At 59.6% G+C, this 22,401-nt stretch carries 27 protein-coding genes; 17 read left to right on the top strand and 10 right to left on the bottom strand.

Annotation, left to right across the window (positions count from 1 at the left end):
- Positions 1-16: 16 nt before the first annotated feature.
- A complete protein-coding gene (locus tag ACZ899_RS04535; RefSeq protein WP_234560945.1) occupies positions 17-1,222 on the bottom strand; it encodes an FAD-dependent monooxygenase in 1,206 nt (401 codons plus the stop codon).
- Complete coding sequence (locus ACZ899_RS04540) at positions 1,222-1,737, bottom strand: MarR family winged helix-turn-helix transcriptional regulator (RefSeq protein ID WP_234560946.1); 516 nt, start codon at positions 1,735-1,737, stop codon at positions 1,222-1,224. Before ACZ899_RS04540 ends, ACZ899_RS04535 begins: the two co-directional genes overlap by 1 nt.
- Positions 1,738-2,022: 285 nt before the next feature.
- Between ACZ899_RS04540 and ACZ899_RS04545 the strand changes: the two genes are divergently transcribed.
- Positions 2,023-2,583 carry a nucleotidyltransferase family protein gene (locus ACZ899_RS04545; RefSeq protein WP_234560947.1) on the top strand — a complete coding sequence of 187 codons (561 nt, stop codon included), beginning with the start codon at positions 2,023-2,025 and terminating at the stop codon, positions 2,581-2,583.
- A gap of 123 nt (positions 2,584-2,706) precedes the next feature.
- On the opposite strand, the gene ACZ899_RS04550 is transcribed toward ACZ899_RS04545, so the two are convergent.
- Positions 2,707-3,138: a GFA family protein gene (locus ACZ899_RS04550; RefSeq protein WP_232856095.1), complete on the bottom strand. Its 432-nt coding sequence runs from the start codon at positions 3,136-3,138 to the stop codon at positions 2,707-2,709.
- A gap of 104 nt (positions 3,139-3,242) precedes the next feature.
- Here ACZ899_RS04550 and ACZ899_RS04555 point away from each other — a divergent pair, with 104 nt between their 5' ends.
- The 7 genes from ACZ899_RS04555 to ACZ899_RS04585 all read left to right on the top strand — a co-directional run bounded on the left by ACZ899_RS04555 (position 3,243) and on the right by ACZ899_RS04585 (position 10,274).
- Complete coding sequence (locus ACZ899_RS04555; protein WP_234560948.1) at positions 3,243-4,136, top strand: LysR family transcriptional regulator; 894 nt, start codon at positions 3,243-3,245, stop codon at positions 4,134-4,136.
- A gap of 165 nt (positions 4,137-4,301) precedes the next feature.
- Entirely contained in the window at positions 4,302-4,820 is a 519-nt protein-coding gene (locus ACZ899_RS04560; protein ID WP_234560949.1) for a sigma-70 family RNA polymerase sigma factor, read from the top strand.
- Complete coding sequence (locus ACZ899_RS04565) at positions 4,820-5,779, top strand: FecR family protein (protein ID WP_234560950.1); 960 nt, start codon at positions 4,820-4,822, stop codon at positions 5,777-5,779. Before ACZ899_RS04560 ends, ACZ899_RS04565 begins: the two co-directional genes overlap by 1 nt.
- A 73-nt stretch (positions 5,780-5,852) precedes the next feature.
- Positions 5,853-8,276 (top strand): TonB-dependent siderophore receptor, encoded by a 2,424-nt coding sequence (locus tag ACZ899_RS04570; RefSeq protein WP_234560951.1) that lies wholly within the window; start codon positions 5,853-5,855, stop codon positions 8,274-8,276.
- A gap of 132 nt (positions 8,277-8,408) precedes the next feature.
- Positions 8,409-8,951 carry an AAA family ATPase gene (locus ACZ899_RS04575; protein ID WP_234560952.1) on the top strand — a complete coding sequence of 181 codons (543 nt, stop codon included), beginning with the start codon at positions 8,409-8,411 and terminating at the stop codon, positions 8,949-8,951.
- Positions 8,952-9,026: 75 nt separating this feature from the next.
- Positions 9,027-9,536 (top strand): GrpB family protein, encoded by a 510-nt coding sequence (locus tag ACZ899_RS04580; protein ID WP_234560953.1) that lies wholly within the window; start codon positions 9,027-9,029, stop codon positions 9,534-9,536.
- 135 nt (positions 9,537-9,671) lie between these two features.
- A complete protein-coding gene (locus ACZ899_RS04585; protein ID WP_186712451.1) occupies positions 9,672-10,274 on the top strand; it encodes a histidine phosphatase family protein in 603 nt (200 codons plus the stop codon).
- Between the two features lie 49 nt (positions 10,275-10,323).
- On the opposite strand, the gene ACZ899_RS04590 is transcribed toward ACZ899_RS04585, so the two are convergent.
- Positions 10,324-10,758: an NUDIX hydrolase gene (locus tag ACZ899_RS04590; RefSeq protein ID WP_234560954.1), complete on the bottom strand. Its 435-nt coding sequence runs from the start codon at positions 10,756-10,758 to the stop codon at positions 10,324-10,326.
- A 302-nt stretch (positions 10,759-11,060) separates the two neighbouring features.
- Here ACZ899_RS04590 and ACZ899_RS04595 point away from each other — a divergent pair, with 302 nt between their 5' ends.
- Positions 11,061-11,414, top strand: a complete 354-nt coding sequence (locus ACZ899_RS04595; protein WP_442799923.1) for a DUF7079 family protein — start codon at positions 11,061-11,063, stop codon at positions 11,412-11,414.
- Between the two features lie 115 nt (positions 11,415-11,529).
- Here ACZ899_RS04595 and ACZ899_RS04600 read toward each other — a convergent pair whose 3' ends face one another.
- Together ACZ899_RS04600 and ACZ899_RS04605 are read right to left on the bottom strand one after the other, a co-directional pair.
- A complete protein-coding gene (locus ACZ899_RS04600) occupies positions 11,530-11,979 on the bottom strand; it encodes a hypothetical protein (RefSeq protein WP_234560955.1) in 450 nt (149 codons plus the stop codon).
- A 104-nt stretch (positions 11,980-12,083) separates the two neighbouring features.
- The gene (locus tag ACZ899_RS04605; protein ID WP_052895951.1) at positions 12,084-12,326 is read right to left on the bottom strand and encodes a DUF7660 family protein; all 243 of its coding nucleotides are present in this window, start codon (positions 12,324-12,326) and stop codon (positions 12,084-12,086) included.
- 224 nt (positions 12,327-12,550) lie between these two features.
- Here ACZ899_RS04605 and ACZ899_RS04610 point away from each other — a divergent pair, with 224 nt between their 5' ends.
- The gene (locus ACZ899_RS04610) at positions 12,551-12,790 is read left to right on the top strand and encodes a hypothetical protein (protein WP_234560956.1); all 240 of its coding nucleotides are present in this window, start codon (positions 12,551-12,553) and stop codon (positions 12,788-12,790) included.
- Entirely contained in the window at positions 12,729-13,121 is a 393-nt protein-coding gene (locus tag ACZ899_RS04615) for a hypothetical protein (protein WP_234560969.1), read from the top strand. The genes ACZ899_RS04610 and ACZ899_RS04615 overlap by 62 nt, the downstream gene beginning before the upstream one ends.
- Positions 13,122-13,277: 156 nt before the next feature.
- Here ACZ899_RS04615 and ACZ899_RS04620 read toward each other — a convergent pair whose 3' ends face one another.
- Complete coding sequence (locus ACZ899_RS04620; RefSeq protein ID WP_186732303.1) at positions 13,278-14,195, bottom strand: LysR family transcriptional regulator; 918 nt, start codon at positions 14,193-14,195, stop codon at positions 13,278-13,280.
- Between the two features lie 124 nt (positions 14,196-14,319).
- Between ACZ899_RS04620 and ACZ899_RS04625 the strand changes: the two genes are divergently transcribed.
- From ACZ899_RS04625 to ACZ899_RS04645, 5 genes are all read left to right on the top strand, one after another.
- Positions 14,320-15,078: a 5-oxoprolinase subunit PxpA gene (locus ACZ899_RS04625; protein ID WP_234560957.1), complete on the top strand. Its 759-nt coding sequence runs from the start codon at positions 14,320-14,322 to the stop codon at positions 15,076-15,078.
- 94 nt (positions 15,079-15,172) lie between these two features.
- Entirely contained in the window at positions 15,173-15,418 is a 246-nt protein-coding gene (locus tag ACZ899_RS04630; protein ID WP_023629552.1) for an acetyl-CoA carboxylase, read from the top strand.
- Between the two features lie 10 nt (positions 15,419-15,428).
- On the top strand, positions 15,429-16,802 hold the full coding sequence (locus ACZ899_RS04635; protein ID WP_234560958.1) for an acetyl-CoA carboxylase biotin carboxylase subunit: 1,374 nt from the start codon (positions 15,429-15,431) through the stop codon (positions 16,800-16,802).
- Complete coding sequence (locus ACZ899_RS04640) at positions 16,799-17,671, top strand: 5-oxoprolinase subunit B family protein (RefSeq protein ID WP_234560959.1); 873 nt, start codon at positions 16,799-16,801, stop codon at positions 17,669-17,671. The genes ACZ899_RS04635 and ACZ899_RS04640 overlap by 4 nt, the downstream gene beginning before the upstream one ends.
- Positions 17,668-18,642 (top strand): 5-oxoprolinase subunit C family protein, encoded by a 975-nt coding sequence (locus tag ACZ899_RS04645; RefSeq protein WP_234560960.1) that lies wholly within the window; start codon positions 17,668-17,670, stop codon positions 18,640-18,642. The genes ACZ899_RS04640 and ACZ899_RS04645 overlap by 4 nt, the downstream gene beginning before the upstream one ends.
- Positions 18,643-18,784: 142 nt before the next feature.
- Here the strand turns inward: ACZ899_RS04645 and ACZ899_RS04650 are convergent, their stop codons facing one another.
- Both ACZ899_RS04650 and ACZ899_RS04655 read right to left on the bottom strand, forming a co-directional pair.
- Positions 18,785-19,810 carry an LLM class oxidoreductase gene (locus ACZ899_RS04650; protein ID WP_234560961.1) on the bottom strand — a complete coding sequence of 342 codons (1,026 nt, stop codon included), beginning with the start codon at positions 19,808-19,810 and terminating at the stop codon, positions 18,785-18,787.
- A gap of 21 nt (positions 19,811-19,831) precedes the next feature.
- On the bottom strand, positions 19,832-20,467 hold the full coding sequence (locus tag ACZ899_RS04655; protein ID WP_234560962.1) for a glutathione S-transferase family protein: 636 nt from the start codon (positions 20,465-20,467) through the stop codon (positions 19,832-19,834).
- Positions 20,468-20,590: 123 nt separating this feature from the next.
- Between ACZ899_RS04655 and ACZ899_RS04660 the strand changes: the two genes are divergently transcribed.
- The gene (locus tag ACZ899_RS04660) at positions 20,591-21,526 is read left to right on the top strand and encodes a LysR substrate-binding domain-containing protein (RefSeq protein ID WP_234560963.1); all 936 of its coding nucleotides are present in this window, start codon (positions 20,591-20,593) and stop codon (positions 21,524-21,526) included.
- A 453-nt stretch (positions 21,527-21,979) separates the two neighbouring features.
- Here the strand turns inward: ACZ899_RS04660 and ACZ899_RS04665 are convergent, their stop codons facing one another.
- A complete protein-coding gene (locus tag ACZ899_RS04665) occupies positions 21,980-22,318 on the bottom strand; it encodes a hypothetical protein (protein WP_234560964.1) in 339 nt (112 codons plus the stop codon).
- Between the last annotated feature and the right edge of the window lie 83 nt (positions 22,319-22,401).

The following is a 22,401-nucleotide window of genomic DNA, read 5'->3' on the forward strand; positions in this document are numbered from 1 at the left end:
CACCACTGCTTTGCCGTCATCTTTTCCGCTGCAGTTCGTCGTAAATCGGCAACTCAATTGCACTCGCCTTCGGAGAAAGGCGCTTTCCAAGCAGGGTCTTCAATCCTGGTGCGCTGGCCATCCTCAACACGGCGTGGCCGAGTGTGATGCCTAGTCGCGAATGCGGCGATGCCAGTCTGGGCGCGAACCTGGGTACGTTTTGCGCCTGGGTAACATAAGGACGCATCAGTTTTTCATAGGCCGCAAACGCGCTGATGTGATCAGCATGGCGGCTCAGTTCGCCAGCCAATACATAGGCGCCGCATAGTCCAAGACTTGTGCCCATGCCGCTGATGGGCGATGCGCAATAGGCTGCATCCCCCACTAGCGCGATGCGCCCTTTGCTCCAGCGGGGCATCTTGACCTGACCTACCGCGTCCAGATAAAGGTCAGTCGCTTCATCCAGTGCACAGAGCACGCGAGGCGTCTCCCAACGGGCGTCGGCAAACGTGCGCTTGAGCAGCGATTTCTGCTCGGCCTGCGTCAGTTTTTCGTAGCCGCTAGGGGCTTGCTGAAAAGACAAGAAGGCTCGTGTGGTACCGAGGTTATCTGGGCGCAGGCATACGCAACGGCCGCCGGGGATATTGTGCCAGCGCATGACCTGGCCATCGCTTGGCTGTCGGGGCACGGTGAAATAGGCGGTGTAAAGATCAAGAGGGCGGCGCTCGACTTCCTTGCCGAATACCAGATTGCGCGTTGTCGAATTAATCCCCTCGGCCACGATAACGAGATCGTACATCTGTTCGTCACCCTGTTCGAAGCTCACATGCACCTGCTCGCCATTGTCCACGATGGTTTTAATGCAGTCGCCGAATCGATAGTTGACCCTGTCCTGGCTGTGCTGGATCAACAGTTTGGCCAGCTCTCCACGCAGGATCTCAAGCTCGGCGATCGGCCCCTCACCGTCGAGCGCGTCGACAGCAATAAACGCCTTGGTGCGATTGATTTGATCAACAAAGGCGATGCCCTGCTCATGAGTGGTGTTGGCTCGTACCTGATCCTCCAACCCCATGCGCTGAACGACAATACGACCGGCGCCACGTACGTCAATGGTCTGCCCTCCATCGCGAAACGAAGGCGCTCTCTCGACCACCGTGACGTCCATGCCCTGCCGGGACAACCAATATGCCAGCGCCGGCCCGGCGATGCTTGCGCCTGTCACAAGGACCTTTCTAGGTGTCATCACGTGTCCTGATTTCCAGGGGTGGCGGCAGTGCTGCCTGGCAAGGTTCTGCGGTAGACCTCGATCACCTGCCCAAGAAACGCTTCCACCACGGAGCGATCCTGCCCTTTGAGTGCGCCCAGCACAGTGCTCAAGCCATTGAGCATTGGTGCGATATGCCGATAAGCCTGCGCCGCGGATTCGGGTACAGGGCGTACCAGTACACGGCGCTTGTCATTGAGCTGGCGCTCACGCACCACATGTCCGGCGCGCTCAAGGCGGTCGATGACCTGGGTAATGCCTGCGGTCGTCACTGAAACACGCACTGCAAGCTCGGTCGGTGGCAGTGGTCCATCGGTGATCAGGTGTTCCAGTGCGGCCATGTCAGTCTGATTGATGCCTAGCGCTGTACTCAGATGACTGGCAGTTCTACGTGTCAGGATGGCAATTTGTTGCAACTGCTGGCCGACGGTGTCGCCGGCAATTTGCAAGCTGCGCGGATCTTCGGCTGATAGTGGTTGAGAAGGCGACTTCATGGGGCGGGGCTGTCAAGGGGCCAGGGCTGATTGCGGTGATAGTGCAAGCTATCACATAGCTAACTAGCTTAGCTAGTTTAATGGTGTCTATCGATACCGGGTCTGGCTGGTTTCAATCTCTGGCCAACCTCAGCTATTGGTCGTTAGCGGCCAGTCGCGAACGGCTGCCATCGACCCATAGTTGCCGCTGGTGAAGAGCGGCGATCGAGCTTTGCTGGTTATTCACTGGTCTCGATGTTGTTCAGGTAAGCTCAGCCCTCTGCAGCGCCACCAAGGACGGTACCCATGCATTCACTCACCGATGAGCAGCTACTTGAGATCATCCGTCACAACCCAATAAACCGAGAGCTATTGGAGATTCTCCCAACGCTCGGTATCCCTGATTCCATGGTGGCCGCAGGCGCTTTGTTCCAAACGTTCTGGAATCACCGCTCGGGACAACCTCCTGAGTGGGGTATCAAGGACTATGACATCGCCTACTTCGACGATGACTTGTCTTGGGAAGCGGAAAACCGGGTCATAGCCCAAGCTCATCAGGCGTTCTCGCACCTGGGTGTTAACGTCGAGATACGCAACCAGGCCCGCGTGCATTTGTGGTACGAAGGGAAATTCGGCGGCACCTATCCACCGCTGAAAAAGGTAACGGATGGTATCGACCGCTATCTGATTCGGTCGACCTGCCTAGGCGTTGATGCTTGTACGGGTAAGCTCTACAGCACCCATGGCCTGAACGACCTCTTGAACAACTGGCTCAGGATGAACGAGTTGAATCCGCGTCCAGACTTATTCAGGGCGAAAGCTGCCAGCTATCAGGCGCGCTGGCCGTGGCTTCAATTGGTTGAATGAACGTCCGCAATGGGTCGATAGCTGTCATTCGCGAATGGCTGCTTCCGACCCAGAGCGGACGCAGCCGACCTAACGATGTGTCGTTCGGCGAGCGACACATCACTTATGGAAGAGCAAGCTCTTCTAACCTAGTGCGGCGGCGAATGCTTCTGGCGTGGGGCTCTCCTGCCATTGCGCGATAGCCCCCGGCAGCACCAGCCATGGTTGCTTGCGCCGAGTCCAGATATGCGCAACCGGTTCGAAACGCTCAGCGCCTTCCAGGATGCCGGCCCGTACCACTCGCATGCCGGGTGCTGCCGTGGTCTCGTTAAACAGCCGGGTATGACATGTACCGCAGGCATGTTGGGTAGACGTTTGTCCCTGGTGTTCATGCTCAAAGATCGCCGTTTCGCCAGTCACCTGAACAGCCGAAGCCACGCTCAGCATGTGCAGACCAAACGCACTGCCGCTCCAGCGCTGGCAGTTCAAACAGTGGCAGGCATACAGCGGCGGCAATCGCTGCGCCACGATCTCAAGGATGACTTGCCCACATTGGCACTGACCGGTGATTCTCATGCGTTGGTTCCTTACAATGACGCCAGGTAAAATGTGAGCGAATGATCGCTTTTCATGGGCTCTGGTAGAAGATCAAATTAGGAGCAACTGTTGGCCAAGAATGTATGAGCGGTATTGAATGGGAAAGCCAGCGTGTATTTCTCGCCGTGTTGCGCTCTGGCAGCCTGAGCGGCGCAGCGAAGTTGCTGGATATCGCCCAGGCCACTGCGCGCCGGCGACTCGACCATCTTGAACACGCTCTCGGTGTGAGTCTGTTCACCCGCACACCTCAAGGACTGACGCCTACTGCCGGAGCGCAGCGCCTGATCGAACATGTGGAGGCCATGGATATGGCCGCGCAAACCTTCAACCGCATGGCCAGCTCTGAAGCGTCGATGGATCACGGTACAGTCCGGCTGACCTGTGGCGAGTTGCTTGGCGTCGAGGTATTGCCCGACCTGCTGCGCCCTTTCCGTTACGAACACGTCGGACTCAAACTTGAGTTGAGCATAAGCGATGCCCTTGAAAACATCGCCAGGCTGCAATCGGATATTGCGGTGCGGCTGATGCGGCCCAATGAAGCGGATATCACAGTGCGGCGTGTCGGAAGTTTGCGGATTGGCATCCATGCCAGTGCCGGGTGCCTGGAGCGCTACGGTAATCCAGCTTCCCTGCTGTCGCTGCGCCAGGGGCCGTTGATCGGGCCGGACAGACGCTCAGCGGATTTGCGTCGGTTTGTCGACGCCGGTCTGTGCGATGCCGATCAGCACTTCGCCATTGCCTCTGATCATCACCTTGCTCAGCTGGCCGCTCTGAAAGCGGGCTTAGGCTTCGGACTCTGCCCGACGCAAATCGCAAAATCGCACGGCCTGGTACATGTGCTAGCACACGATTTTGGCTTTGAGGTAGATGTGTGGATCGCAATGCACAATGACCTGCGCAAAATTAACAGGATCGCTCAGGTGTTCGAGGTTCTTGGAGAGCAGTTGCATCAGTATCTATGCTCGGCCGATCAGTGAGCAGCGTAGACGGTCGCATTCACTGCTGGCCTCAACGGCAGCTATGGGTCGAGAGCAGCCGGTCACCAGGGGCCGTTATCGACCCACAGCTGTCGTCGACAAGGCCATGGCGAGGGCGAATCAAAAATGCTAATTTAGATTCATTCTCATTTATTGCCCGTTTTCATGGACAAATCGCGATCCACCTCATCCGACTCAATTGGCGAACTGTATGCAGGGCACCATCACTGGTTGGTGACGTGGCTGCGGCGTCGCCTGCAATGTCCGCATCAGGCCTCGGATTTTGCCCAGGACACCTTTTACCGTGTACTCACCGCCGGGCACTACGATCCGCCTCGGGAACCTCGAGCATTCCTGGCCACCATCGCGCGTCGCATCCTGATCGACAACGGTCGCCGTTTGCGGCTGGAACAGACTTACAGAGAGGAGCTTGAGCGCAGTATCGAGCACATGGACCAGGCGTTTTCTCCCGAACAGATCCTGCAGGCCATCGAGCTGCTCGAACGTATCGACCAGGCTTTGTCACGCATGAAGGCGAGGGTCCGGGAGACCTTCATCCTGCGTCACCTTGAAGGCTGGCCTCAGGATGACATTGCTCGCCACCACGGCATCTCGGTGAGGACCGTGCAGGCCGACCTGGTCGAAGCCATGCTGGCTTGCGATGCCGCCATGGGGACGAGCTGATGGCAGAGACGACGGCCGACTCCGTCCTGCGCGAAGCGGCGCAATGGCTGGTGCTGCTCGACAACCAGGCCGATGAGCACTTGCAGGCAGCATTCCAGGCGTGGCTGACCGAGTCGTCCGAGCATGGCGCGGCGGTCGCCCGCTTGCAGGGGCGTCTGGGCTCGCTGCAACAGCTTCCCCGCCACGCGGCCGTCACGGCCCTGCGCCAGGCACCGCGCAAAGCCCTGAGCCACAAGGCGCAGGCACTGGCCTGGGCGATCGCCCTGGTGCCAATGGCGTGGGCTGCCACGACCTATTGGCAACAGGGCTACCTGCTGGCGGACCTGAGCACCTCGGCAGGGGATTGGCTCGATCACCGACTCGACGATGACAGCCAGATCCACCTGGACGCGGGGTCGGCGGTGGATGTGCGCTTCGACGCAGGCGAACGCAGGATCGAACTGCTGCGCGGCGAAGTCCTGGTCGATGTCGCCAAGGATCCTCGCCCGTTCGTGGTGGTCACGGCGCATGGGCGTGTGCAGGCTCTTGGCACGCGCTTCACGGTGGAGCGACAGGACGACTCGACGCAAGTGGTCATGTTCGAGTCGACTACTGCCATCAGCAGTGCCGGGCAATCATTGCACCTGACCGTCAACCAGCGCGTGCGCCTGAGCGCCGAAGGCCCTGGCAAGGTAGAGCAGGTGCAGGCAGGACCCCTTGAGCAGGCGTGGCGCAAGCACCAGCTGCTGGCAGATGATCAGCCGCTGAGCGATGTGCTCGCGCGCTTGTCGCGCCACTACCCCGGTGTGCTGTGGGCCGACCATGCAGCCCTTGCAGGCCTGCGGGTCACGGTCATGCTGCCGCTGGACGATCCACGCCAGGCACTGCGGCTGCTGCAACGCACCTTGCCGATCGAGGTCAGCCAGTACACCCCCTGGATAACCAGGGTGACCCTGAAACCCGATGTGGTGAGTAAATAATTTCAATAATCATTTCGTGTTTTCGATTTTCGCCCGTCCTCCCATGGCCAACACCATCAGGAGTATCGAAAACATGAACTCGCCGATTCGAGCGCTGCCGCGTTCCACCTCGCGCAGCCTCTGCCTGGCCGTGCGCCTGGCCCTTTGTGCGGCACCGCTGGTGCTGCCTGCCAGCGCCTTGGCCGAGCAGATCGTGCAGCGATATGACATCGCTGCCGGCCCATTGGGTGAAGTACTCAGTCGTTACGCCCAGGCCAGCGGCGCCCCCATCTCGTTCGAGTCCCGCCAGGTGCAAGGTTTGACCAGCCCGGGCGTTCGAGGCAGCTTCACCATCGAAGGCGGTTTTGCCCAGGCCTTGCTGGGCTCGGGGCTGGTGGCAAGCCCAACCCAGGATGGTTATCAACTCCTGCAGGCATCGCCGGTTACAGACGCGCTGGAGCTCGGGGCGACCACCATTTCCGGCAAGGTGCTCGGCTCGACTACCGAGGGCAGCGGGTCTTACACCACGGGGTCAACCAATACGGCGACCAGGCTCGCCCTGAGCCTGCGCGAAACACCGCAGTCGGTGACGGTGATCACCCGCAAGAAGATGGATGACCAGAACATCCAGAACCTGGACGATGTCGCGCGCACGGCGACCGGCATCACCCTCACCAAGATCGGCACTGACCGCTCTACCTACTACTCGCGCGGCTTCGAGATCAGCGATCTGCAATACGACGGTATTCCGACCAATATCTCGGAAAACTACTCGATGGACGTCATGTCCACCTCGAACATGGCGATCTATGACCGCGTCGAAGTCGTCCGTGGGGCCAATGGCTTGCTGCAGGGGACGGGCAACCCGTCGGCGGCGATCAACCTGGTGCGCAAGCGACCGACCCAGGACTTTCGCCTGGGCGCGGAGCTGGGCGCGGGCTCCTGGGACAATTATCGTAGCCAGGTGGATGTGTCCGGGCCTTTGACCCCCACAGGCAATGTGCGCGGCCGCGCAGTGGCCTATTACAACAACGCCAACAGCTACAAGGACGGCTCCGGGCGCGACAACCAGTTGCTCTACCTGGTCGGCGAAGCGGATCTCGACGACGCCACCGTGCTGACGGTCGGCGCCACGATCCAGAAGGACAACCAGAACGGCTATGACTGGGGCGGCTTGAATACCCGCAGCAACGGCGCTTTCTATCCGCTTTCGCGTTCCACCAACCTCAACGGCAAGTGGGCCCACCTGGATCGCAACAACTACACGCTGTTCAGCGATGTCACGCACACCTTCGACAACGAGTGGAAGGTGACCCTGGCCATGAACGCGATCTGGTCGGACGCCGACTTTCTTTCCGCGTATCCGAACCGGGTATCGGGTGACAACTATCGGATGACCGTCTCCCAGGCCGACTACGAAGACACCCAGTTCGCGCTGGATCTCTACGCGACCGGCCCCTTCGAGCTGTTCGGGCGCAAGCATCAGCTGATGCTTGGGGCCAACACGCGCCAGGACGAGTTCGACGCGGTGATCAAGAGTGCCACCAACAACCCGACGATCAACATCACCGACTTCGACTACAGTGCGCTGCCCAGCCCCATCCTCAATGCCATCGGCGCGGACTACAACTACACGCGCAAGGAGCGTGGGCTGTACGGCGCCTCGCGCTTCAGCCTCACTGATGACCTGAGCCTGATCCTCGGCACGCGGGTGAGTTGGTCGGACTACAAGGTGGGCAGCCCCTATACCAATGATCAATACCGGGAGAATGGCCGGCTGGTGCCCTACGCGGGGTTGGTACTGGACCTGGACAAACACCACACCTGGTATGCCAGCTACACCGAGATCTACAAGACACAGAGTTACTATGGTGTCGGCAATACCCTGCTTGATCCGATCGAAGGCGAGAACTACGAAACCGGCATCAAGGGTGAGTACTTCGAAGGCCGCTTGAACACCTCCCTGGCGATTTTCCAGACCAACCTGGAAAACATGCCCGAGGCACTGTCGGTGTCGCCCACCTGTGGCGTGACCGGTACGAGCAAGTGTTACGAAGCCGGCGCGAAAGTGCGTAACCGCGGCTTCGAACTGGAGATTTCAGGCGAGCCATTGGAGAACTGGAACGTCAGCGCGGGCTACACCTACAGTGATCCGGAGTATGTGGCCGGCGGTAGCAAAGGCTCGGACTACTACCGCAAGATCCCGCGGCGCCTGCTCAAGGTGTCGACGGACTACCGCTTGCCCGGTGTCCTCGACCAATGGCGTGTGGGCGGCGATGTGTATGCCCAGAGCCGCACCGCCGCCGATGTGACCGGGTACAGGATTGAACAGGGTGGCTACGCCTTGCTCAACCTGCATGCCCATTACCAGATCAACCAACAGTTCAGTGTGCAGTACAACCTCAACAACGTGCTGGACAAGACGTACTACCAGTCGTTGCCCACTTCGAACAATTTCGGTGGCCTGTACTACGGTGATCCTCGCAATTTTGCGGTGACCTTGCGCTACCAATATTGATCGAAGGCCTGGGGTGGCGCTTCACCCGTCTTGTACCGATGCCCTTGCAAGTACGCATGCAGTTGACCGCGTCGCTGATTGCCGTAGAATCGCGCGCCCAAAATTCAGCAGGCATGGCGAGAGGGAGCTTCAATGCAACGGGTGATGATCATTGGTCAGCCAGGGTCTGGGAAAAGTACCCTGGCGCGCAAGCTGGGCGAGCGCACAGGGCTGCCGGTCGTGCATATCGACACGATTCACTGGCAGCCAGGGTGGGTCGAACGCAGCCGGGACGAGAAGACGCGTCTTTGCCATGAGGTCGAGGCCCGTGAGCGCTGGATCTTCGAAGGCGGACACTCGACCACATGGAACAACCGGCTGGCCCGCGCTGACATGCTGATATGGATCGATCGCTCGGCGCCGCTTCGATTCTGGCGCGTGCTCCTCAGAACGGCGCTGAACCGCGGTCGCTCTCGACCCGACCTACCGGACGACTGCCCGGAACTGCTGGCCAACCTGCCGGAGTTTTTCAGGTTCATGTGGCGGACGAAAACCTCGTCTCGGGAGTCGATGAAGCGATTCATGGCGACGGCGCCGTCGGGGTGTCGCGTGGTCTGCCTGCGGTCCAATCGGGAGACCGAGGTTTTTCTGGCGAGTCTGGGCGCGCAGTCTGATCAGGCTGTGCAAGGTCACTAGATGCTCGAGCTCGATTGGCGGCAGGCGCCTGCCGTGAAGGCGCATCAGAACGGTTAACCTGCCTAAGGATGGCCCATGGCGCTGACCAGCAAGATCACGACCTACAATCCTGAATGGCCGCAGCGGTTTGAGGCAGACAAAGTGCTGCTCGCACCGGCATTCGGCGATGAGCTTCTCGGTATCCACCATGTGGGCAGCACGGCTGTTGCGCAACTTGCCGCCAAGCCCGAGATCGATGTGCTGATCGAGGTTTCAGAGCATCGCAATGCGGCAGTCCGAGACGAGGTGTTGCTTAGCCTGGGGTATGTACGCGGCAGTGACTTGTCGGAAGGGCACCATTTCTACCGCCGCAATGTTGGCGAGGTGCGCACCCATAAGATCCACATTTGCAGACGTGGCCACCCTTCAGTCATCCAGATGCTGACGTTCAGGGATCTGCTCAGGACCGACGCCTCTCTCCGGCAGCGATACCAAGATCTCAAGATCGAGCTGGAGGCCACCAATACCGGGGGGATGGCTGAGTATCTGGAGAAGAAGGGGCCGTTTATCCTTGCGGCGCTGCTCGCGGGCGGTATCAGGCGGTAGTGATGGTCTCCCGTAGGGCTTTTCGATTATTCGAGGCCCACTGCTTTCGATCCATAGCGGACGTTCGAGATCTTCCGCGCCAGGTACTTCAAGGTTGATACAATCCGCCGCTTCTACACTGATGAGATGGATTTCATGGACCTGTATGTCGTACGGCATGGTGAAACCTGGGCGAATGCCGAACATCGTTACCTGGGATCGCTCGACCCATCGCTCACGGAGCGGGGGCGTGAGCAAGCTCAAGAACTAAGGGCGAGTTTGCCCCATGAGCTGGACACGCTTGTCGTATCTCCTCGTCTACGAGCAATGGAAACCGCCAGTATTCTTAACGAGAAGCTCAAGCTCCCGGCCCAGACAATGGACTGCTTTCGAGAGCGTGATGTTGGGGTTTTCGAGGGGTTGACCCAGGCGGACGCAAGGGAACGATATCCGCAGCTTTGGTCGCGAAACATTACGCGCCAATGGGGGGTAGGGCCCACCGGAGGAGAGTCGATAGCTGATGTTGTGAAGCGGGTCAGAGGCGGATTGGTAGACCTGGAGTCGAGATATCCGTCGAAGCGTGTTCTTCTTGTAGCACACGGATTTGTTGCGAAGACTATCCGGGCGTTGGCCAGGAATGACTTTTCAGACTTCTACAACTGGCAACTCTCCAACGGCAGCATGTTGGCCTTGGAAAGCCTTGTACTCCCGACCTCTGACCTTAAGACGCTGCAGGCCTCGCTACCACCGGGCGATTGAGGTAATTGCCAGCACCTTGGCCTTAGGCTCTGCTATGAGTCGGAAGCGGTCAGTCGCTCATCGCTGTTAACGACCAATCCTTGAGTCTTTGAAATAAAAACGCCAGCGCTCTCTGGAACACCGGGTGGCAATCGGTGTAGGGAAGATCATCTAGCGGAGCCCAGAAAAACTCGAACACGTGGCCGTGGTCATCCAGTGTCTGATGAGCCCAGCGCTCAGGCAGGTGTCGTCCTGATCGACAAAGGTGAAACGACCATACCTGATCTTGATGTTCAGCGCTCCAGCACCCCAGGTCTGTCTCAACCGTAGCGCCAGTGATACCGGACTCCTCTGTCAGCTCACGCAAGGCGGCTTCGCTGGGTAGCTCTCCGTTCTCGATAGTGCCTTTAACCAGTTGGGTGCCCGCCAAGGGATGCCGAAACAGGAGAAGCCTGATCGGTAGCGAAGACGACAGCACCACCGGGCAAGCCTTGTTGGGAAGCATTGCACACTCCATGTGTAGATCGAGAAGCTGATCATACTAAGGATTTACATGGGCTAATATCCGCGAATCAGTGCATGAAAAGGAATTCTATGAAGCAGTTCTCGAACTGAGCGCCCTATGCTGCTTTCTTCAGCGTCTGCAATGGGGCGGCTGCTGCCGTTCACGACTGACCACTGACGACCCATGGCGATCCTACGCTGAGAGCAGCAAACGGCCAGAAGAGGGCGCTAGTAGCGACCATGTACAGCTTTTGCAGATATTCTCTCTCGTCTGAGTAACGTCCATGTGAGAGGGTCGTGCGCATGATTGACCAAAGACGCCTGAAGGTTTGGCAAGCCTTATCCGAGCTGTTCCTGGATACCGAAATCGATCACGGGACTTTCACCTATGTGGCGAAGGCTGTCATAGACAGTCAATACTCGTCGGAAGAAATTCGGATCATTCTGTGGGGAGAGGTTTTCCCAGTCCTTGAGTCAAACTTGCGAAGCGTTGCAGGCGAGTGGGCAGGATGGACGGACGATTGGCTGGTGAAACATCTCAAGGTGTGCGAAGGACCTGTCCCGCCTACGAGCGCTGGCAGCATTGCCGCAGAAATCAGCCGCTGTTGGATTGAGGTAGCGTCCCGGCTTCCACCCTCGTTTCATTCATACCCCTGATCCAAAATCTGTCCGCTATGGGTCGAAAGCTGCAGGTCGTGAACGGCTGCAATCGACCCATGGCGGTCATAGCAGCAAACTTGGCCAAGTCTTCAGAAAGCTTAGCTATCCCAGCCTAGTCGCTGCTACTGCCCATCAAAATCCATCTTTTCCCACCCTGCTGAATATCGAAAGCGAAGTCCCAGAACACTGGGTATGCCGGATGGCCCTTGGTTAGCCAAAATGAAGTTAGGGTGCTGGCCTGGTCTAGGCGCACATGCGTGAACAGGTCCTCAAGAAGACTCAGGATTTCGGAGCGTTTTGCATCCAAATCCAGTGGGCCGTAACCGCCATCCCCGGCGTGCAGCAGTTGCTCGGTAACCTCACTGCGAGCCTCGCTTGCGGTCACGCAGGACTGCCCGCCGATGATCACTTCGTTACCGGTGGAAAAAGCGAGTTGCTCTTCAAGCGTCCTATCCAGGTCAAAGGGCCCATAGGTGTTGACCCAGACCGAATAGTTAAAACCCTCCAAGAGATGCTCAAGCCTGAGGATTTCGTTTGCACGTAAATCTTGGGTGATACGCATACTGGCTCCTTTAATCAAGGCTTTGAAGCCTACCAGAGAGCTTTCAAGGCGTTCTGGCGATAGACCACTCGCAAACACACAACAGAAGCCGAATTGCTCTTCACTTACTCGTAAATTTTTCCGCAGTAAAGAAATGTAGCGAACTGCGCCCACGGGTTGGAAGGTGAAAGCCCTTGGCGGATACCAAATTCACTCACTTCGGCCCAAGCTATTGCGGCATCCAGAAAGGCTTCAACGCTGGTATTCTCCCAATCGTTGCTTGCGCGTTTATCAGCCGCTAGGGCGTGGACGAAAGCCAAGAAGGTCGTCGCGTCCATGACCTCGGCCAATTGTTCATGAAGGTCCACGAGTTTCTCCCTCGCTAAGGTATACGCAGGTAGGCATTGTCTTTCAGATTATGAGTGGCCGCTAAGGGTCGAAAGCGGCCATTCTCGAGTGAGCCCTATCGACCCATAGCGAATCGCCGTGGCTGCCTGACAAAGCAGCCAAGGTGGGGTTGGGCTTTGCGTGCGCTTGCCCGGGTCTATAAGCTGCACCCTTAGTCCCAATCAACTTCGCAAGAGGCAAACCTTTGTCCACAGATCCGCTGTGTCTCGTTTTTGTTCCGGCGCTTGTATCCCTGCTCAAGGCGGCGGAGGATCGCAAAGGCTCCCAGCTCAGCGAGGGTGAGGTGCTTGAGATACGCGATAATGCAACCGCGACAGCAATACCCTTCAGTGTCGCCGTCGCGTTGGAAAAAGAGCGGGGTTATGAAGACATCGTCCCAGAAGAGTGCTGGAAGGAATGGCAGCGAGTACGCTCATTTCTCTGAGCAAACAGTCCTCACGCAACCGTTCGGGGCCAGAAATTGCGCAATTACTATCGGAGCGATGGATCAAATGACGACAGTATCCAGCCTCATCGGTCCTTGGAAAGGTGCGACGTCGACAACGTTGCTACAGCGTTGTCGAGATGCCTGGGACACGCCTTTTGAAGCGCTTTCAGATCTCATGGTCGCTACTTTTCTGAGCCAGCGAGTCGCAGTTCCTCAACTGTTGGTCGAGGCCATGCGGCGGTTGGATTCAGAGCCCCGCGATGACACCGAGTACTTCGATGGCCAACTGGCTGAGGCAGTTTCGGCGCTGAAAGCTGACTGTGTCTGACCGTTAGCTGCCCGACTATGGGTCGATAGCGGCATCACAACAGGACACCAGTATGTATGCATTCCTCAGCCTGTCTTAATCGCCATTTCACAACCACCGAAGGTGGTCGTTTGCAACGTCACGTCTGCCCATCACTCGGATAGGCTTTCCTTGCTTTCAGCGCCGTGCGGAAAGTTGTTGCGGCGCCAGGAAGGCGTCGTGGAAGTAATTGTGGAACGCGTGCATCGCCGGGCTGAATTCCCGCTCGCGATGCCAGGCCAGGCCGACGCTCATGGGGGTGACCTTGTCGCTGATGGTCACTGTTTCGATGCGTTTACCCTCCAGCGACCAGGGGCGGTGTACCAGGTCGGAGAGGATCGCCACGCCGCTGCCGTTGGCCACCATGCTGCGCACCGCTTCCACAGAGCTGGTGCGGATTCGCACGTTGGGCTGCTGGTGGGCATGTTCCCAGTAGCGCATGGCGCTTTGTTCGGCTTCGTCGACGGTAAGCAGGATGAAGGGCTCCTGTGTGACGTCGGCAAGGCTCACGGCCGAGCGTTCGCACAGCGGGTGATGACTGGGCAGCCACAGCCGGCGCTCGGAATTGAACAGGGTTTTCGAGACGATGTCCGGGTGGGTCAGGTTCGAGGTCAGCACCACCGCCATGTCGAATTCGCCTTCAAGCAGGCCTTGCTCGATGGCCTGGCGCTCCCGTTCGTGCACTTCGATGGCCACGTCCGGGTGCCAGTGTTCCAGGCGTTGCAGGTGGTGCGGCAGGAAGTAGCCGATCACCGTGTAACTGGCCGCTACCCGCAACAGGCCGGTGGCGCGAACGTCCGGCAGCGGGCTGTTGAGGGCGTCGTCGACGCTGCGCAAGATCACGTAGGCCCGATTGAGAAAGTGCCGTCCGGCATCGGTCAGGCTCATGCCCTGGGCCGAGCGCTGGAACAGTAGCGTGCCGAGCATGCCCTCCAGTTCCTTGATCGCAGTGGTTACCGCCGACTGGGAAATATTCAGATGAATCGCAGCTTGGGAGATTTGCCCGATCTCGGCCGTGGCGACGAAGTAGCGAACCTGGCGCAGGGTCAGAGACATGAGCACTCCGCTTGATGGGTATCTGATTTTCAGAAGATATCCCCTCGGATAATAGATCTTCCCAAGGGGTTGGCTGGAACTTAACGTGCTCTGCATGAAGTCACAAGCGTCAGGAGCACGTGTCATGCAGGCAGTAGATTTCAATTCGGACATGGGCGAAGGCTTCGGTCCGTGGACGATCGGCGACGGGGTCGACAACGAACTGATGGGCTTCATCAGCTCGGCCAACATCGCCACCGGTTTCCATGCCGGCGACCCCGGCACCATGCGTCGCACGGTCGAGCAGGCCAAGCGCCTGGGCGTGGCCGTCGGTGCCCATCCGGGCTTTCGTGACCTGGTCGGGTTCGGCCGCCGCCACATCATTGCATCGGCCCAGGAGCTGGTGGACGACATGCTGTATCAGCTGGGCGCCCTGCGTGAGCTCGCCCGAGTTCAAGGCGTGGCCCTGCAACACATCAAACCTCACGGTGCGCTGTACATGCACCTGGCCCGGGACGAAGAAACGGCGCGCTTGCTGGTAGAAAACCTGCAGCGCCTGGAGCCCGAGCTGCTGCTGTATTGCATGCCCGACTCGACGATCTGGCGCATCGCCAAGGAGCTTGGCCAGCCAGTGATCCGCGAGTTCTACGCCGACCGCGAATACGACATCAGCGGCTCCATCGTCTTCACCCGCAACGTGCGTGCCTACGACCCCGCGCAAGTCGCTGCGCGGGTACTGCGTGCCTGTCAGCAAGGCGTGGTGCGCACGGTGGAGGGTGAAGACCTGGCGATCGAGTTCGACTCCATCTGCTTGCACAGCGATACACCCGGTGCCCTGGCACTGGTCGAGGCCACCCGCAAAGCGCTCGATGGCGCGGGGATCGAGGTGCGCGCACCGCGATAACGCAACCGAAGACACCTGGCACGCAGACGCCAGGGTTTGCTCGACACACAGATTTTTTGCCTGCCTTTCTACAACTATTCCAAGAGGAACAGACATGGCGCAGCACACAGTCATCACCCCATTGCCGGGGACGTTCTACCGCAAGGCCACCCCGGAGTCGCCGAACTACGTCGAGGCCGGTGCCAACGTCAGCGCCGACACGGTGATTGGCCTGATCGAGGTCATGAAGCAGTTTTCCGAACTGACCGCGGGTACGGCAGGGCGTCTGGACGCGTTTCTGGTCGAAGACGGTGATCCGGTGGAGCCGGGTCAGGTCATCGCGACACTCGAAGATGCGTGAGGGCACGACCATGACCCAAGGCATTGGTAAACTGCTGATCGCCAACCGTGGCGAGATCGCCGTGCGGATCATCCGTGCCGCGAAGGCACTCGGGATTCCAACCGTGGCGGCATGCAGCGAAGCAGACGCCGACTCCCAGGCCGCGCGCATGGCCGACGAAGTGCACATCCTCGGCCCGGCCCGTGCTGACAAGAGCTACCTCAATGTCGAGGCCTTGCTCGGTGCCCTGAAGGCCACCGGAGCCAACGCGGTGCACCCTGGTTACGGCTTTCTTTCGGAAAACGCCGAATTCGCCGAAGCGGTACTCGCGGCTGGGGCGATTTTCGTCGGCCCATGCCCCGAGACCATCCGCCGCATGGGTGACAAGGCCGAAGCCCGGCGCACCGCGCAAGCGGCGGGCGTGCCGGTGGTGCCCGGTTCTGCCGATGAACTGTTCGATGTGGAGTCGGCGGTCGAGGCCGCCAAATCCGTCGGTTTCCCGCTGCTGATCAAGGCCTCGGCCGGAGGCGGCGGACGCGGCATTCGCCTGGCGCAAAACCTGCAACAGTTGCGCGAAGAATTTCCCCGTTCCCAGCGCGAAGCCCAGGCCGCCTTTGGCAATGGCGCGGTGTATCTGGAGCGTTTCATCGGCAAGGCCCGGCATATCGAAGTGCAGGTGCTGGGCGACGGCAAGCAGGCGGTGCACCTGTTCGAGCGCGAATGTTCGCTGCAACGCCGTCGACAGAAGATCTTCGAGGAAGCGCCGTCGCCGGTCCTCGATGCGCGGCAGCGCGAGGCCCTGTGCGCGAGCGCCGTGCGCCTGACCGAGGCGCTGGGATACAAGGGCGCCGGCACCCTTGAATACCTGTACGACGACGCCACCGGTGAGTTTTTCTTCATCGAGATGAACACACGGATCCAGGTGGAACATCCGGTCAGCGAGCTGATCACCGGTATCGATCTGGTCCAGGCCATGTTGCGCATTGCCGATGGCGAGCCACTGGGACTCAAGCAAGGCGATATCGCGATCAACGGCGCAGCCCTGCAGATGCGCCTGAACGCCGAAGACCCAGCAAAGGATTTCTTCCCAAGCCCAGGGCTTGTGCAAGCGCTGAACTGGCCACAAGGCGAGGGCGTGCGGGTCGACAGTCATCTGTATGAAGGCTACCGGGTGCCGCCATACTATGACTCGCTGCTGGCCAAGCTGATTGTTCATGGCCGTGACCGCGCCGAAGCCCTGGCCCGCGCGCGACTGGCGGTCGAGCAGACCACGCTCACCGGCATGGCCAGCACCTTGTCGTTGCATGGCGAACTGCTGGAGCAACCCTGGTTGCACACCGCCGATTTCCACACCGGCACATTGGAAACCTGGCTGGCCGAGCGCCGCAGCGGAGGTGCAGCATGAGCAGTCCGATTCGCTACAGCTTTGGCGCCGACGAACACCTGTTTGCCGAAGTCAGCGACAGCATGTCCCTTGAAGCCTTCTTCAAGGGCATGGCGGTCACCCGCGCGGTGGAGCGTCTGGCCCTCGATGGCGTGCTCGACGTGTGCTTGGCCAACGCCTCGTTCCAGATCCGCTTTGACCCGGATCGCATCGCGCCGGCCGATCTGCTGGAAGCGGTGAAGGGGGCCGAGACCGAGGCCGTGGCCGAGCGCACCCTGCACACCCGGATCATCGAGATCCCGGTGCTCTACAACGATCCCTGGACCCACGAAACCCTGATGCGCTTTCGCGACCGCCACCAGGATCCGAATGCCACGGACCTGGAGTACGCCGCGCGCCTCAACGGCTTGGCCGACGTCGAGGCGTTCATCGCTACCCACAGTGGCGCGCCTTGGTTCGTTTCGATGGTGGGCTTTGTGGCGGGCCTGCCGTTCATGTTCCAGATGGTCGAGCGCGAACGCCAGTTGCAGGTGCCCAAGTACCTGCGGCCGCGTACCGACACGCCGAAACTGACCCTGGGCCATGGTGGCTGCTTCGGTTGCATCTACTCGGTACGTGGCGCCGGTGGCTACCAGATGTTTGGCGTCACTCCGGCACCGATCTACGACCCACAGCAGAACCTGGCGTACCTGAAGGAGCACATGGTGTTCTTCCGTCCCGGCGACATCGTGCAGTTCAAGCCGATGGACCGCGATGCCTATGACCACGCCGTGGCCGAGGTCGAAGCCGGGCGCTTCGATCTGCGCATCCGCCCAGTGGAGTTCTCGCTCGATGCGTTCCTCGCCGACCCGATCGGTTATCCCAAGTCGCTGCAGGAGGTGCTGGCATGATCAAAGTGCTCAAACCCGGTCTGGCCACCTCGGTGCAGGACCTCGGCCGCGAAGGCTACTACCACCTGGGTATCCCGCCTTCCGGGGCGCTGGACCAGTACGCCCTGAGCGCGGCCAACCAGTTGGTGGGCAATCCGGCCAATTCGGCGGCGCTGGAGTGCACCTTGCTGGGGCCGGAGCTGGAATTTCAGCAGGACGCCCTGGTGGCGGTATGTGGCGCGCAGATGACGCCGAAGGTCGATGGCGTGGACATGCACTTGGACACCGCCTTCGAAGTGAAGGCCGGGCAAGTGCTGCGTTTCGATTTTCCCAAGGCTGGCGCGCGGGCTTATCTGGCGGTGGCCGGCGGTATCGATGTGCCGGTGGTGCTCGGCAGTCGTTCCACCTACGCGCTGGGGGCGCTGGGTGGTTTTCAGGGGCGCAGGCTGGTGATGGGTGATGAACTGCCGATCGGCACCGCCAGCGGCAAGGGGCGTGTCGGGGCGAGTCTGCCCATGGCGTTGCGACAGTCGCTGGGAGGGGAGATCACCCTGCGGGTGGTGCCGGGGCTGTACTACGAGCGCCTGACCCTGACGGCGGCGGACAGCTTTTTCGCTGAAGCCTGGACTGTCGGCTCGGAGGCAGATCGCATCGGCTATCGCTTCAAGGGTGGCAGCCCGCTGAGCTTCCAGCCTCGCGAGCAGCCATTCGGCGCAGGCTCCGACCCTTCGAATATCGTCGACAGCTGCTACCCGATCGGCTCGATCCAGGTGCCGGCAGGGCTCGAGCCCATCATTCTGCACCGCGATGCGGTGTCCGGTGGCGGCTACGCGATGATCGGCACGGTGATCAGCGCCGACCTCGACCTGGTCGGCCAGATGCAACCCAACCAGAAGGCCCGCTTCGTTGCGGTGACACTGGAAGAGGCGCTGCAAGCCCGACGGTCCTACAAGAAAAAACTCAGTTGTCTGAGTAAGCTGTTCCCTTCCTGATCTGCCCGCCGCACTGCGCGGGTAAAGCCAAAAAGGTAAGCCAACGCCGCCCTTCGTTACGGGGCGGCTGCCCGCGCTTCAACCTCTGACTTGCGGCGCCGCGCAAGGTCGGTATCAGCCGTCAGTGATGGTCTGGCCTCGGCTACCAGGCTTGCGCATGAGGTTCTGGACCTGCCAGCGCAGGAAACAGCGGCAGCACTTCTTCGGCCAGTTCCTGGATGATTTCCAACGTCGGGCGCCGCGCCATCTGCATGCCCAGTGCCGCATGATTGACCCCGGCGTCACGCCACTCATGCAGCAGATCGATCAGGCCGTTTCGACCGGTGCGCAACACGTAGCCGCCTTGTTGCGGCGTGCGCGGGAAGGTCGGGTCCTCATCGAGGTCGATCCATTCATTGGTGACATGCGGGCGGAAGCCTCCACCGGGAATGAGCGCCCGCCAGGCACTGATCTTCTCGGCCAGGCGCCGAGGCCCAAGGATATTGTGGGTGGCGTCGGGGTAGGTGATCCAGCCGTCGGCCTGCTCGCCAAGCCACTGCAACGACTGGCGCGATGAGCCTGTCACCAGCAGCGGGATCCGTCCAGTGACGGCGCTGGGCAGCAGTTTGGCGCCATCGAGCTGTCCCAGTGGCGAATGGATCGGTGCAGGATGGCCGGCCAGCAGTCGGCGGAAGTAGTCCACGCTCTGCGCGAAGCGCTCCCCTCGACCGTCATGGGTCAGGCCATAGGCCGGAAACTCCACCGGTCGATCGCCCGAGGCGATGCCCAACACCAGGCGTCCACCTGACAGACAGTCCACGCTGGTCGCGGCTTTCGCCAGGTCGACAGGGTGACGCAGCGTGAAAATCGCGCTGCCGGTTGCCAGGGTGATCCTGCGGGTATGGGCCGTCAGATAGGCCAGGTAGGTGAACGGATCGAATACCTGGCCGGCATCACCGAAGGCAGGATCGTACAAGGGCACATCACGTACCCAGGCGGCGGCAAAGCCCAGGCGGTCGATCTCGCTGACCAGTTGCGCCTGTCCGTGCAGCACGCCCATATCGCCGTCATAGAAACGAAGCGGCAGGAAGATGCCCAGGGTCAACTGACCGTGGGCGAACATACGACGGTAACCGGGATGCAGGGCGAAGGCATCGGCGCTGGCGCCCTGGGTGCTGATAGGGGTCATGGACATTCCTTGGTCGGGGAGTCAGGGGCCGGTGGCGGGCGCCGGGAGACGAATGCCGCGTTGCACGGCGGGACGCTGCTCGATCTGCCGGTACCAGCGATTCAGATGGCGGTAGGAACTGAAGTCGAAGCCAACGATCTCGGCGATGTGCAGCCAGGCGAAGCTGGCGATATCTGCAATCGAATAGGATTCGCCGGCCAACCATGGGCGGGTTGCAAGTTGCTGGTCGAGAAGTGCGAAGGCATCCTCGGTGAGGGCGCGGTAGCGCTTCTGCGCCGCAGGATTGGGGATCGGCTCGAAGCACTCGAAGTGCACGCGCTGACCCAGCAAGGGGCCCATGCTGGCGCTGTGGTACATCAGCCAGGTGATTGCCGCCCAACGCGGTTGCGCTGCCTGTTCGAGCAGTTGACCGCTGTGTTGCGCCAGGTACAGCAGAATCGCGGCTGATTCGAACAGCACGATGCCGGCTTTGCGGTCTACCAGCACCGGGATGCGACCTGCCGGGTTGAGTGCCAGGAAGTCTTCGTGGCGATGCTCGCCCAGGTCGATGTTCACGTGGACCAGGCGATAAGGCAGCCCCAGCTCTTCGAGGGCAATGGTGATCTTGAAACCGTTGGGGGAGCTGTCGGTGTAAAGCACAAACGCAGGGTCCGGCATGATTTTAACCTTAGTAAAACTGATTCGAATGTGTCTGGCACAACGCTATGCTAGGTATCATCCAGGTGGTTTACGAACGATCATTCCACTTGCTTAAATCAGTTTTTCTAAGGTTGGTATTGCATGGGTGCCGTGTTGCCGTTGCTTGCGTTGCGTGCCTTTTCCGAAACCACTCGCCTGGGCAGCCTGAAGGCCGCCGCCGAGCGCATGGGCGTGACCCCGGGTGCTATCAGTCAACAGATTCGCCTGTTGGAAGATCGCCTCGGAGTCACCTTACTGACCCGCAGCCGTTATGGCGTCCAGCTCACGGAGGCGGGCGCGAGTCTGTATCCGGGGCTGTCGCGTGGGTTTGGCCAAATTGAAAGCGCGTTGCTTGATCTTCAAGTGCTGACACGGGCCAACACCTTGACGATCAGCACCCAGCCGTCATTCGCGTCCAGCTGGCTGGTACCGCGGTTGGCGGACTTCAATGCGCTGCACCCGGAGATCGACGTGCAGGTGCAGTCCACGGCCGAGCTTGTCGATCTGCACCGGGAGCCTGTCGATATTGCCTTGCGTCATGGCCTGGGCGATTACCCGGGGCTGGAGTCGATACCGTTGCTGGCGCCTGTGCTGCTGCCGGTGACCAGCCCTGGCTTGCTTGCCGGCGGGCCGGCCCTGAACGAGCCGCAGGACTGCCTGCACTACCCACTTCTGCAGGATGCCGAGCGTGCCGACTGGACGCTGTGGTTGCAGGCTCATGGTGTCGAGCCCGATCACCGTAGCCGCCGGGGACCGAGCTTTGACGAGGATCTGCTGTTGGTGCGTGCGGCTGTCAGTGGGCAGGGTATTGCTCTGGTACAGGCGCAGCATGCCGAAGAGGATCTGCGAAGTGGCAGGTTGGTGGTGGCGGTGGACCGGGCCTGGCCTTCGCGGTTTGCTTATTACCTGGTTGGTCGCGGGGAGAATATGCGGCGAGTGCAGGTGCGTGCGTTTGTTGAGTGGATTCAAGCGCGGGTTGAGGCTGAGATGGCATTGGGTGGTCGTGCTGGAGAGTCTGACTCAGGTATCTCGTTGTAGGGTGTCAATGGCAGAGCTAATGCGGGCAGTGGGGGGCTGGAGTGGTGGAGCTCAGGTGTGCGACGGCAACTGACACCTAACGACCCAAAGCTGCCCTCCGGGAAGGGCAGATAACGGCCAAAAGCAGACTGTTTGAGCAACAAATAAATTCGTGCCCTCGCGACACCAGTTGCCAAGTTTGATGATGATTTTAGGCACCATTCGCACATCATCTGGCTTGATGTTGTAGATGCCAATCAGATCTATATTTTTAAAGCTTTCAAGGGGGCAGTAACAAGCCTAGCCTGGCCGAACGGAACTCATTAGCACTATTTCACGGTACTTTGGCGCCATGAAATTATTACTCAACGAATAAGCACCAAAGTTTTACAGGCAAAAAGACAAAATTGAAATAATTCGACTTCACTGAGGCTCGAAGGGGTATCATGCCTTGTGGCTTTAAGGTGCTCTTGCTCAAAACTGCGTACTAAGCTCTTCGAGCTCGACAAAGTTATGGGCAGAATCTAGTTTGCTATGACGTGAGGCAATAAAAAATACTAAACTTGGAAGGTCGCATCGAACCATCAATGTGATTTCACTCTTTTCTGCAAATACAGAGTATTGCGTCTTAATTGGTGAGTACCCTAGTCCGCTCAGCACCACTTCCCCTCGGTTAAGGCATTCGAATTTATCCATAGCGACCGACTTCCAGTTCGTAGAAATGTTAGGGCCTGAAAGAGCGTCAAAAGAAACTAATAATGCAAAAAATGCAAACATAATCGCCGCCATTGACGGCATTCTACGAGCACTCATATATAACTCCTCGCACTCACTTCAATTTAGCACGGAGTGCTATTACCACCTGGACCTAGGAAGAAATCTTTTTGCCCCATGCT

The sequence above is a fragment of the Pseudomonas sp. TE31087 genome (assembly GCF_057284075.1).

Excerpts from the sequence above, each read along its gene's own strand:
- ACZ899_RS04645 (WP_234560960.1), top strand. The coding sequence starts at position 17,668 with ATGATCAAAGTGCTCAAACCCGGTCTGGCCACCTCGGTGCAGGACCTC.
- ACZ899_RS04615 (WP_234560969.1), top strand. The coding sequence starts at position 12,729 with ATGAAGACATCGTCCCAGAAGAGTGCTGGAAGGAATGGCAGCGAGTAC.
- ACZ899_RS04545 (WP_234560947.1), top strand. The coding sequence starts at position 2,023 with ATGCATTCACTCACCGATGAGCAGCTACTTGAGATCATCCGTCACAAC.
- ACZ899_RS04630 (WP_023629552.1), top strand. The coding sequence starts at position 15,173 with ATGGCGCAGCACACAGTCATCACCCCATTGCCGGGGACGTTCTACCGC.
- ACZ899_RS04650 (WP_234560961.1), bottom strand. The coding sequence starts at position 19,810 with ATGACCCCTATCAGCACCCAGGGCGCCAGCGCCGATGCCTTCGCCCTG.
- ACZ899_RS04600 (WP_234560955.1), bottom strand. The coding sequence starts at position 11,979 with ATGCGTATCACCCAAGATTTACGTGCAAACGAAATCCTCAGGCTTGAG.
- ACZ899_RS04555 (WP_234560948.1), top strand. The coding sequence starts at position 3,243 with ATGAGCGGTATTGAATGGGAAAGCCAGCGTGTATTTCTCGCCGTGTTG.
- ACZ899_RS04665 (WP_234560964.1), bottom strand. The coding sequence starts at position 22,318 with ATGAGTGCTCGTAGAATGCCGTCAATGGCGGCGATTATGTTTGCATTT.
- ACZ899_RS04655 (WP_234560962.1), bottom strand. The coding sequence starts at position 20,467 with ATGCCGGACCCTGCGTTTGTGCTTTACACCGACAGCTCCCCCAACGGT.
- ACZ899_RS04570 (WP_234560951.1), top strand. The coding sequence starts at position 5,853 with ATGAACTCGCCGATTCGAGCGCTGCCGCGTTCCACCTCGCGCAGCCTC.
- ACZ899_RS04640 (WP_234560959.1), top strand. The coding sequence starts at position 16,799 with ATGAGCAGTCCGATTCGCTACAGCTTTGGCGCCGACGAACACCTGTTT.
- ACZ899_RS04590 (WP_234560954.1), bottom strand. The coding sequence starts at position 10,758 with ATGCTTCCCAACAAGGCTTGCCCGGTGGTGCTGTCGTCTTCGCTACCG.
- ACZ899_RS04580 (WP_234560953.1), top strand. The coding sequence starts at position 9,027 with ATGGCGCTGACCAGCAAGATCACGACCTACAATCCTGAATGGCCGCAG.
- ACZ899_RS04540 (WP_234560946.1), bottom strand. The coding sequence starts at position 1,737 with ATGAAGTCGCCTTCTCAACCACTATCAGCCGAAGATCCGCGCAGCTTG.
- ACZ899_RS04595 (WP_442799923.1), top strand. The coding sequence starts at position 11,061 with ATGATTGACCAAAGACGCCTGAAGGTTTGGCAAGCCTTATCCGAGCTG.
- ACZ899_RS04575 (WP_234560952.1), top strand. The coding sequence starts at position 8,409 with ATGCAACGGGTGATGATCATTGGTCAGCCAGGGTCTGGGAAAAGTACC.
- ACZ899_RS04565 (WP_234560950.1), top strand. The coding sequence starts at position 4,820 with ATGGCAGAGACGACGGCCGACTCCGTCCTGCGCGAAGCGGCGCAATGG.
- ACZ899_RS04635 (WP_234560958.1), top strand. The coding sequence starts at position 15,429 with ATGACCCAAGGCATTGGTAAACTGCTGATCGCCAACCGTGGCGAGATC.
- ACZ899_RS04620 (WP_186732303.1), bottom strand. The coding sequence starts at position 14,195 with ATGTCTCTGACCCTGCGCCAGGTTCGCTACTTCGTCGCCACGGCCGAG.
- ACZ899_RS04550 (WP_232856095.1), bottom strand. The coding sequence starts at position 3,138 with ATGAGAATCACCGGTCAGTGCCAATGTGGGCAAGTCATCCTTGAGATC.
- ACZ899_RS04535 (WP_234560945.1), bottom strand. The coding sequence starts at position 1,222 with ATGACACCTAGAAAGGTCCTTGTGACAGGCGCAAGCATCGCCGGGCCG.
- ACZ899_RS04560 (WP_234560949.1), top strand. The coding sequence starts at position 4,302 with ATGGACAAATCGCGATCCACCTCATCCGACTCAATTGGCGAACTGTAT.
- ACZ899_RS04660 (WP_234560963.1), top strand. The coding sequence starts at position 20,591 with ATGGGTGCCGTGTTGCCGTTGCTTGCGTTGCGTGCCTTTTCCGAAACC.
- ACZ899_RS04625 (WP_234560957.1), top strand. The coding sequence starts at position 14,320 with ATGCAGGCAGTAGATTTCAATTCGGACATGGGCGAAGGCTTCGGTCCG.
- ACZ899_RS04585 (WP_186712451.1), top strand. The coding sequence starts at position 9,672 with ATGGACCTGTATGTCGTACGGCATGGTGAAACCTGGGCGAATGCCGAA.